Source organism: Deltaproteobacteria bacterium (assembly GCA_030654105.1).
Classification (GTDB): Bacteria; Desulfobacterota; SM23-61; order SM23-61; family SM23-61; genus JAHJQK01.
In genome coordinates, this window is the sequence record JAURYC010000205.1 from 1 (window position 1) to 9,310 (window position 9,310).

Genomic DNA, 9,310 nt, shown 5'->3' on the forward strand with positions numbered 1-9,310 from the left:
GATATCATCACCAATATTCCCCCCCATCTCATGAAATTGATGGATTGGAAGGGGCGCTCCTTTGTTTCCAAGGTGCCCAGCGTGCGGGTTATCTTCATAGCCTTTGATACAACCAAGGGAGGACCCGTGGCCGACAAAAGAGTGCGGCAGGCCATCGCCATGGGAATTGACCTGAAGACCAATATTAAAAAGGTCCTCGAAGGAAACGGCATCCAATTGGGATCTCCATTTACTGATAAACATTTCGGCTACGACCCAGCGATCAAACCTTATGAATACAATCCGGAAAAAGCCAAGAAGCTGTTGGCCGAGGCCGGTTATGCCAAAGGGTTTGATTTTGTCCTGCATTCCCCAAGCGGACGGTACTTGAACGATAAGGAAATGGCTGAAGCGACAGCCGGAGACCTGCGGAAGATCGGCATCAACGCCACTGTCAAAACTTATGAATGGGGAACCTACATGAACATGATGTATAGCCATAACGCTTCCCCGGCTTATCTCTTGGGTTGGGGAAACACCAGCTTTGATGCTGATTTCACAATTTCTCCCCTAATGCGCACAGGGAAATTGCTCTGCAATGTTTCCTTTCCCCAGCTCGATACCTTAATCGATCAGGGAATTTCCACAATGGATCAGAAAAAGCGCCAGCAGATTTATTCCGATGCCGCCAAGCTGATCAAAGAGGAAGTCCCCTGGGCCTGGACTTATCAGCAGATCGACATTTACGGGGTGAATGAACGGGTGAACTGGAAAGCCCGCACAGACGAGCGCCTGGTAGTTTTTGACATGTCGTTCAAGAAATAAGTTAGAGATTTAACCCATAGAACTATGGGGGGCTGGATAGTTGGCGATAGGCCACATCCAGCCCCTCTCATTCCTTCAACCTCCACCTTTCCTTCATGGGTGCAAAAATTTCTTTTCAGTTTTTTGCTTTTCTTCGGGCTTTATTCTTAATTTTTTCCGCAACGGTTTACACAGCCATTTTGGCCCCACCGGCTATCGTCAGTTGCCTGTTGGATCCATCCGGGCGATGGCCCTCCATTTTTCAGCGAACGTGGGTCAACTGGCTGCTGCATACCAACGGCATCCGCCTGCGCCCGCAGGGCTTGGAATACCTAAAAAAGGAGCAGGCCTACATCCTGATATCCAACCATGCCAGTATTCTGGACATCCCCGGAATCATTTCCGCTTTTCCATTTCCAGTACGGTTCATCGCCAAAAAATCTCTCTCCTGGTTTCCGGTTCTTGGATGGTTCCTGTCCTCCTCCGGCCACATCCTGATTGACAGGAACAATGCCAAATCAGCCCTGAAGAGCTTGAAGAAAGCAGTCGCTCTGCTGAAGAAGGGGATTTCGATCGTCGTCTTTCCTGAAGGGACGCGCACGCCCGACGGCCAGGTGAAAGACTTCAAAGGTGGGGCTTTTCTCCTGGCCCTGCAGTCCAAGGCTCAGATTGTTCCAGTCTCCATTTCTGGAACCTATCATATGCTTCCCCGAACCGGCTGGTGTTTCTGGCCCGGCTTAATGGAGTTGAACCTTGGCAAGCCCATCCCAACCCGCAACCTTTCGCTGCGCGAAGCCCGCCCCTTAATGGAAAAGGTGCGGGAAATAATTATGCAAAATCTGAAAAACTAAAAGGCGATAGGCAATAGGTTATAGGCGATGGGTTAATTTTCTTTGCCTTTTACCTATTGCCTCTGGCCTATTGCCTCTTGCCTTGTGCCTTTGTTTTCCTTTGACATTCGCCTATTTCTCTATTATCATTATTAAAAATGGGCAGAATATCCCGCTCCGAAAGGTCCAGTTTAAAAAGGGAAATCCTTGGGATTATCCTGGTGGCCTTTGCCGTCCTCCTGGCTATTAGCTTATTTTCCTTCAACCCTGACGACCCTTCTTTCAACCATCAGTTCTCGGAGCCACAGAAAGCCACCAACCTTGCCGGCTTCGTCGGGGCTCACCTTGCCGATATCTTCCTCCAGACTTTCGGTTTAACCGCATTTCTATGGCCGCTTTTCTTTATTCTTTTTTCCCTGAAACTCTTTCTTTTCTCGGAAATGTCCTTCCCGCCCGCCAAGACAGCTTCTTTGGCCGGACTCTTTATTACAGGCAGCGGGTTGCTTTCTCTCGGCTTAGGAAAGATGAATATTTGGGGAGCGAAGATCGACAGCGGGGGGGCATTAGGCTATTTCTTCGCCCGGATCACCGAGAAGTATCTGAATATCAGCGGGGCCTTAATCCTTTTTGCGGTGGTGCTGGTTATATCCATTACGGTTCTGACCAAACTCTCCTGGGCAGAAATGATCAAGGCCATAAGCCACTTCTTTTTGACGCTCCTGAACCAGGGGCAGAGGCTATGGAAACGCGCCTTGAGTACCAAAGGAAAACAAGCGAAAGAACTTAGGAAAGAAAAAGAAACCGCTCCTCCTTTAATCATTAAAAAAGAAGGGGCCGGGGAAAAAGAAGGGATTGGAGCGGAATCCGTCCCGGTCGTGCGGGAAAAACAGGAACATTTCACCTTCTTGGATTCCCGGGGTTCTTATGTGCTCCCGCCCCTCTCCTTGCTGGAGAGCTCTGAGCAGAAGGAAATTAAGGTTGATAAAGAGAGCCTGTTGGCCAACGCCAAGATCCTGGAGAAGCGCCTGCAAGATTTTGGCGTGGAAGGAAAAGTGGTAGAAGTTCGTCCAGGGCCGGTGATCACCATGTATGAGTATGAGCCGGCTCCGGGGGTGAAAATCAACAAGATCGTCGGCCTCAGTGATGATTTAGCTCTGGCCCTGCGGGCCATCAGCGTGCGTATTGTCGCTCCCATTCCGGGGAAGGCCGCCGTGGGCATTGAAATCCCCAATTCCATCCGCGAACCCGTTTACCTGAAGGACATCCTCTCCTGTGAGGAGTTCTCCCAGGCGGAATCGAAACTCACCCTGGCTCTGGGCAAGGACATTTTCGGCAATCCTTTCGTGACCAACCTGGCGAAGATGCCCCATCTCTTAGTCGCCGGTGCCACGGGAGCGGGCAAAAGTGTCTCCCTGAACTCCATGGTTTGCAGCCTTCTTTACAAGGCGAGCCCGGAAGAAGTGAAACTCCTGATGATCGACCCCAAACGTCTGGAACTCTCGGTCTATGATGGGATCCCTCACCTTCTCCATTCCGTGGTATATGACCCGAAGGCCGCAGCCCTGGTTTTGCGGTGGGCCACGGAGGAGATGGAGATCCGTTACCGGTTGATGGCTGAGAAAGGCGTACGGAACATCGAACGCTATAACCAGAAAGTGGATAAGGAATTGAAGGATGCCCGGCGCAAAGGCGGGACTTTGCTTAAAGAGACAGAAGGCCTCGAGGACCGCACCGGAGACAATTTATCGCCCTTACCGTACATCGTCATAGTCATCGATGAATTGGCGGACTTAATGATGGTTTCGGCGCGGGATGTGGAGGCTTCCCTGACCCGCCTGGCCCAGATGGCCCGGGCCGCGGGCATCCATTTGCTCCTGGCCACGCAGCGGCCATCCGTGGATGTGCTCACCGGCGTGATCAAAGCCAACTTCCCCACAAGAATCTCTTTCCAGGTTTCCTCCAAGACCGATTCGCGGACCATCCTGGATGCCAATGGGGCCGAACACCTCCTGGGTTCTGGCGATATGCTTTTCCTGCCTCCCGGGACCTCCCGCCTGTTTCGGGTTCACGGCGCCTATGTCTCTGAGTTCGAGATCCTGAGGGTTGTCGAATTCTGGAAAAACCAAGGGAAGCCGGTTTACGATCACACCATCCTGAAAGCGAAGGAGGAGACCCCGGAGGCCGATGCTGACGGCTACGATGAAATGTATGACCAGGCCGTGGCCGTTGTGGCCGAGTTAAGGCAGGCCTCGATCTCGATGCTCCAGAGGCGTTTGCGGGTGGGTTATAACCGGGCAGCGCGGATGATCGAGAGGATGGAAAAGGAAGGAGTCGTGGGTCCGGCAGACGGCAGCAAACCGCGGGAAGTGTATATAAAGAAATTGTAGTCGTTAACCGCAGACCATAGTAAGACCCGCTTAGCGCTATGTGCATAGCGTTTTTCATTTTTCAATTAACTCAGCGTTCTCTGTGGTTAAAAGAAATGGATTTTTAAATCGGAGAAAGTGATGCCCTTTAAAATTCTTCTTTACCTTTTCCTCCTTCCGCTGGTCGGGCTCTGGCCTTCACCCGGCAACGGGCAAACCATTCCCCTGGAGGAAGTTGTGGCCAAAGTTCAAGAACAATACGAGATTCACGCCGACTATAAAGCCAATTTCGCCCAGGAATCTCTGATTAAAAGTTTGGGAAAAAAGCAACACGCAGAGGGATTGGTCTATTTTAAAAAGCCCGGTAAAATGCGCTGGATCTACCGCATGCCTACCAAGCAGGAAATCATCTCCGACGGAAAAACGCTCTGGACCTACCGGCCAGAAGACAAACAGGTGGTCGTGTCCAAAATGACCCAGGCCTTCCAGTCCAAAGCACCCTCAACCTTCCTGGCTGGAATCGGCAACCTCAAAAGGGATTTCCAGGCGCGATGGGCCCAAGAGCCTTCTTCCGCCTCAGACTACTTCCTGGAGTTGACTCCCATGGAAGCTCAGGGGAGCCTGGAAAAGCTCTTTTTGGTTGTCGAGCGGGATTCTTTTAAGATTCTGCAGGCCAAAATCCAGGATGTCATGGGCAATACAACCCAGATCAATTTTTCCAAGATTAAATTTAACAACAATCTGTCGGACTCCCTTTTCAATTTTGCGCCTCCTAAAGATGTAGAGGTATTCACCTTGCCAGGGGCGGCACCTGCCGGCGTAATTGGAAAATAATCCTGCCGTGAACCAATCCCCAAAAACTGTGCGCATGATCAGCTTAGGATGCCCCAAAAATCTGGTGGACAGTGAAGTTATGCTCGGCCTTCTTCAGGAGAAAGGCTGGATTCCTTCTACCAAGGACGAAGCCGATGTAGTCATCATCAACACCTGCAGTTTCATCCGCGAGGCCAAAGAAGAATCCATCGCCACGATCCTGGACATGGCCGCAGCCAAAGAAAAGGGGAAATGCCACCGGCTAGTGGTTACGGGTTGTCTTCCCCAGCGCTACGGATCTGAGTTGCTTCAGGAACTCCCTGAGGTCGATCTATTCCTGGGGACGGGTGAATGGGATCGGATTGCTGACCTTTTGCAAAAATCCGCCCAGGGCGAACTTCGCCGAAAGCAGTTCATTGCTCGCCCCACCAACCTGTATGATCACCGGACCCCTCGCCTGTTTACCTCCAGCCCTGGCAGTGTTTACATAAAGATAGCCGAAGGGTGCTCCAACCACTGTTCCTACTGCGTCATTCCTCGGATCCGGGGAAAGCTGCGCAGCCGGAAGATTTCTTCCGTCCTTCAGGAAGCCCAGCAATCGGTTTCCCGGGGGGTGAAGGAAGTCAATCTCATCGCTCAGGATGTCACTGCTTATGGGCGGGACCTTCAAGATGGGACTGACCTGACCCGCCTGTTACAGGGCCTGGTGAAGGTCAAAGGGCTAAAATGGATTCGCCTCCTCTATGCTCATCCCGGGCACGTTACTCCGGAGTTGATCCGCCTTATTCGGGAAGAAGAGAAGATTTGCAAATATCTAGACCTTCCCCTGCAACATATCGATGATCACCTTTTAAGAGCCATGAACAGGCCTGTTTCCAGCAGCCAGGTGCGTGAATTGATCGCCCGACTCCGGGAAGAAATTCCCGGAATCACCCTGCGTACCTCTTTGATGGTAGGCTTCCCAGGGGAAACAGAAAAGAGATTCCGCAGGCTCTTTGACTTGGTTAAAGAGGCTCATTTCGAACACTTGGGAGTCTTTCGCTATTCGAAGGAAGAGGGCACGGCGGCTGCAACCTTAAAGGGTCATGTCTCCGCAAGGGTCAAGGAGCAGCGGTACCATCAAATCATGCGCCTGCAAAGACAGATTTCTCTTCGCCGGCAGAAGGAAAAGGTGGGAACCCGCATCCCGGTTCTAATTGAGCGCCCGGGAAAATCCTCCGGGCTTTTATGGGAGGGGAGAACTCAGGGGCAAGCCCCGGAAGTTGATGGGGTTACCTTCTTGCGCCGGGGTAGGTCCCGTCCTGGAGAGATCGTCGAAGCCGTGATTACCGAAGCAACTGCCTATGATTTCTATGGAGATATTATCGGCCCCGGATGAGCCCCAGAATTTTCTGAATATCATCAGCGGGGCGTTTTCATTATTCTTATCCTATTCCCCAATTTTAATGATAAAATAGCTACAAATCCAATCCTCAGGGGGGGAGCTACATAAAAAGGGTGTAAAAGTGGAGCTTTATAATTTCTCCCGTGATGAAAGTAGGGCCTTAAAAGAGCTGAAAGATTCTTTAAAGGATTTCTTAGGCGATCGAATCAAACTAATCCTCTACGGGTCAAGGGCGAGGGGAAATTATGACCACGAATCGGACATTGATATTGCCGTCATTGTGAAAGACCTGACCCGAGAGCTTAAGAATCAGATTCTTGATAGAGTTGCTGATGTGGAACTCAAATATTTAACACCCCTCTCAACCCTGGTGCTTTCCGAAGATGATTTTGCCTCCCTTAAGAATAGGGAAAGAAGAATCGCCATGGATATAGAGACGGAAGGAATCCCGTTATGACGGAGGAAAATAAAAAGGAAAATATAAAAGCTGAACTGGAAGGAGCGGCAAAAACTTTATTAGAGGCAGATTTGCTCTTTAAAAATAGTTTTTTCAAGGGAGCGGTTTCCAGACTCTATTATTCTCTTCTCTACAGCATCAGGGCTCTCCTTCTAATTAAAGGGCTTGAGCCCAAAAGCCACGAAGGGGCTCTGAGACTTTTTAGTCTTCATTTCGTAAAGGAAGGCCGCTTTGAAGCCAAGGCCTCTCATGTCTTTTCCAAAATGATGAAGTACAGGGAAGAGGCTGACTACAATCCCGCCTACATTTTTTCTAAAGAGGACTTTGTTGAGTTGCGTAAAGAGGTTGGGGAATTGTCCGATGAGATTATGGCTTATCTGAAAGAAAAAGGTTATCTTTAACTTTAACCATCGTTTCCACTTTTAAAAAACCACAGCATTCCATTCGACAAGTTGTTTTTGAACCTCCGCTTCCCCTCCGTCGGAATTGTAAAGAATAAAGATTTCCTCCTAACTCGTACATCAAAATTGGATACTAAGCGGGCCGTGGACGAGTTTGGTTCATAGATGTATTTTGAGGAGCTTAAATATCCACAATGATACTTAAGTTACATTTCGGGGGTCGTAATGATACTTTGGCTCCCAAAAGTATCATAACCAAAGCCGATTGATACTTATCTTTCATTGTTCACCCTCACCAAGAATGGCAAAGATCTCTTGCGCGACAAACCGGCGGTCACACACATCAGCCTTGGACGATGTTGCCCGCTGGGTTAGTTTTGAAGTACCCCATATCCTACCCTTCTTTCAAGCCTCCAAGGGCCGCGCGTCTTGGGCGACTTTCACAATCGAGTCCAGTTTCTCTATTACCTCTGGCCCTGAATAATTATCGTTGGCCTTTTCAATTACTACAAGGAAGCGATGCATATAACCATAACTCTTCCGGTCGATTGATAGCATTGTTTAATTTTCGGAACGAACGAGTGCACCGCCCCTATTTTTGCGTCCCCAATTTTCTTAAATTCCCCCACCTGGTTCTCGCAATTCGTCAATCAAATTCGTTATCCTTTCCACAAACCCGTGAGCATCTTTGAGGCTTCTTTGGGCGTCGGAGCGGGAGATGCTCGCTTCGGCTTTGTAATGGGCTGTATTACGCCTGGATTTTGTATGCCACATTTGGTTGATATATTTTTCCTCCAACGATTTCAGCCGAGCAATTTTATCGATCAGCTCAGTTTCCAATACCTTTTTCTTATGGACAAAGTGATATTCCATTGATTCAATCAGACAGTCATGGTTCCTGGCCCTCAGCCCTAAACTACCTAATGCGGCGGTGGCGGCATGAAACATTGCATAGTAGCTGGCGCTGATCACCCAATCGTAGGCATTGTAATCTTCTCTTAGCCTCAATGCCTTTTTTGATTCTCTATCGTCAGAGAGTTTTAAAAGCAGGTCTGCTGTTTCAAGATTGTGCCTGGATTTATCCAAATATAATGGAACTAAGATGACAAAGTTTTTGTCTTCATAGAGCTCCTTACTTTGGACATACCCGTCAATTTTTAATTTAAGAAGTTTTTCTCTCATTTTAGCCCGGCGAAAATAAGCTCCCAAAACTTCTCACGCCCACATAGGATAATTTTATCTCGGATAATTTCATGGGCAAGGTTGGTTTCTTTCTCTTTAACCATTCTTACAAACTCCATTGGCTCTGCCACAACAGGATTAATATTTATCCCATACCTCCTTGAAAGAGAGAGGGTTTCTGATTCGATCATTTCTTGGTATTGGTCCTTGAAAGACACAATAAAAAAAAGATCCAAATCGCTTTTAGGGGCTGCTTTACCTTTGGCATAAGAGCCAAAGAGGATAATGGAAAGTAGATTGAAATGGGAACGTTCAGGGAGCCGATCCATTAGCTCTCGAATAGGCCTTGATAATTTCTTTTGACTTTTCAAAAACTCTTGTAAATCTGCGTTGGCTATTTCAATAAAGTCATTTAAGAGGTATTCGCTATTGAAATTCAATGAACAGAAAATTGCTGCGCCCTGTTTCTTCTTATTCAAGACCCCCTTTTGAGCTAAGGCATTTACCTGGCCATAAATATAACTGTATGAAATATTAAGCTTTTGAGCGATGTTTCTGATGGATAGGGAGATATTTAGTTCATTGTAAAATAGCCTAACTATTTGTTTCAAATCGTCATTTCCTCCGTATTATCGCTTTTTGGTGATAATATTATCACTGATTACTGATAATTAAAAGAGGGGACTTTATTTATTCGCACCTTTTATCAAAAGGTGGATAAAGGGTAAAGATTAAAGTCGGCGGCAGCGGATGGGGCACAAACGCCCAATAAGCTGACTGGCCTTGTCCCACTTTTAATATCCGTCCAGACGAGCTGGTTTTAAAACGCTCCACGTTCATGTGACATCTCTTTTCCCATATTATTTGCAAGGATAATTTTTTGTTAACGTCCCGGTCCAGTGTTAGCTGTCATGGCTATTTTCAAACCCGGACAATGCACGTTCTGCACGAACGTCCCCGAGCCTCTTGAAGTTGGTGAGAGCCTTGCCGTGGCGCTCGTGGACGCGGCCATCGATTTGCAAGCACAGGGTGGGTTGGGACCATCCGTTCCGAATCGTTTGTTCGGCATACCACAGCCGGCTCTTCTCATCGTC

The 9,310-nt window shown here is 48.5% G+C and carries 10 protein-coding genes; 7 read left to right on the forward strand and 3 right to left on the reverse strand.

From position 1 onward, the window contains the following. From Q7V48_08505 to Q7V48_08535, 7 genes are all read left to right on the forward strand, one after another. A partial coding sequence (locus Q7V48_08505; GenBank protein ID MDO9210776.1) for an ABC transporter substrate-binding protein occupies positions 1-804 on the forward strand: 804 nt, incomplete at its 5' end. 179 nt (positions 805-983) lie between these two features. Next, on the forward strand, positions 984-1,634 hold the full coding sequence (locus Q7V48_08510) for a lysophospholipid acyltransferase family protein (protein MDO9210777.1): 651 nt from the start codon (positions 984-986) through the stop codon (positions 1,632-1,634). A 137-nt stretch (positions 1,635-1,771) separates the two neighbouring features. Further along, entirely contained in the window at positions 1,772-4,000 is a 2,229-nt protein-coding gene (locus Q7V48_08515; protein MDO9210778.1) for a DNA translocase FtsK, read from the forward strand. A 120-nt stretch (positions 4,001-4,120) separates the two neighbouring features. Then, positions 4,121-4,813: an outer membrane lipoprotein chaperone LolA gene (lolA, locus tag Q7V48_08520; protein MDO9210779.1), complete on the forward strand. Its 693-nt coding sequence runs from the start codon at positions 4,121-4,123 to the stop codon at positions 4,811-4,813. Between the two features lie 7 nt (positions 4,814-4,820). Next, positions 4,821-6,170 (forward strand): 30S ribosomal protein S12 methylthiotransferase RimO, encoded by a 1,350-nt coding sequence (gene rimO / locus Q7V48_08525; GenBank protein ID MDO9210780.1) that lies wholly within the window; start codon positions 4,821-4,823, stop codon positions 6,168-6,170. A 127-nt stretch (positions 6,171-6,297) separates the two neighbouring features. Then, positions 6,298-6,633: a nucleotidyltransferase domain-containing protein gene (locus Q7V48_08530; GenBank protein ID MDO9210781.1), complete on the forward strand. Its 336-nt coding sequence runs from the start codon at positions 6,298-6,300 to the stop codon at positions 6,631-6,633. Then, positions 6,630-7,034 carry a HEPN domain-containing protein gene (locus tag Q7V48_08535; protein MDO9210782.1) on the forward strand — a complete coding sequence of 135 codons (405 nt, stop codon included), beginning with the start codon at positions 6,630-6,632 and terminating at the stop codon, positions 7,032-7,034. Before Q7V48_08530 ends, Q7V48_08535 begins: the two co-directional genes overlap by 4 nt. Before the next feature lie 615 nt (positions 7,035-7,649). On the opposite strand, the gene Q7V48_08540 is transcribed toward Q7V48_08535, so the two are convergent. From Q7V48_08540 to Q7V48_08550, 3 genes are all read right to left on the reverse strand, one after another. Continuing rightward, a complete protein-coding gene (locus tag Q7V48_08540; protein ID MDO9210783.1) occupies positions 7,650-8,216 on the reverse strand; it encodes a HEPN domain-containing protein in 567 nt (188 codons plus the stop codon). Then, entirely contained in the window at positions 8,213-8,827 is a 615-nt protein-coding gene (locus tag Q7V48_08545; GenBank protein ID MDO9210784.1) for a nucleotidyltransferase domain-containing protein, read from the reverse strand. Before Q7V48_08545 ends, Q7V48_08540 begins: the two co-directional genes overlap by 4 nt. 291 nt (positions 8,828-9,118) lie before the next feature. Further along, on the reverse strand, positions 9,119-9,310 hold a 192-nt coding region (locus Q7V48_08550), incomplete at its 5' end, for a DUF1016 domain-containing protein (GenBank protein ID MDO9210785.1).

What these genes read in the sequence shown, in the direction of transcription:
- Q7V48_08515 (MDO9210778.1), top strand. Translation starts at nt 1,772, where the DNA reads ATGGGCAGAATATCCCGCTCCGAAAGGTCCAGTTTAAAAAGGGAAATC.
- lolA (MDO9210779.1), top strand. Translation starts at nt 4,121, where the DNA reads ATGCCCTTTAAAATTCTTCTTTACCTTTTCCTCCTTCCGCTGGTCGGG.
- Q7V48_08535 (MDO9210782.1), top strand. Translation starts at nt 6,630, where the DNA reads ATGACGGAGGAAAATAAAAAGGAAAATATAAAAGCTGAACTGGAAGGA.
- Q7V48_08540 (MDO9210783.1), bottom strand. Translation starts at nt 8,216, where the DNA reads ATGAGAGAAAAACTTCTTAAATTAAAAATTGACGGGTATGTCCAAAGT.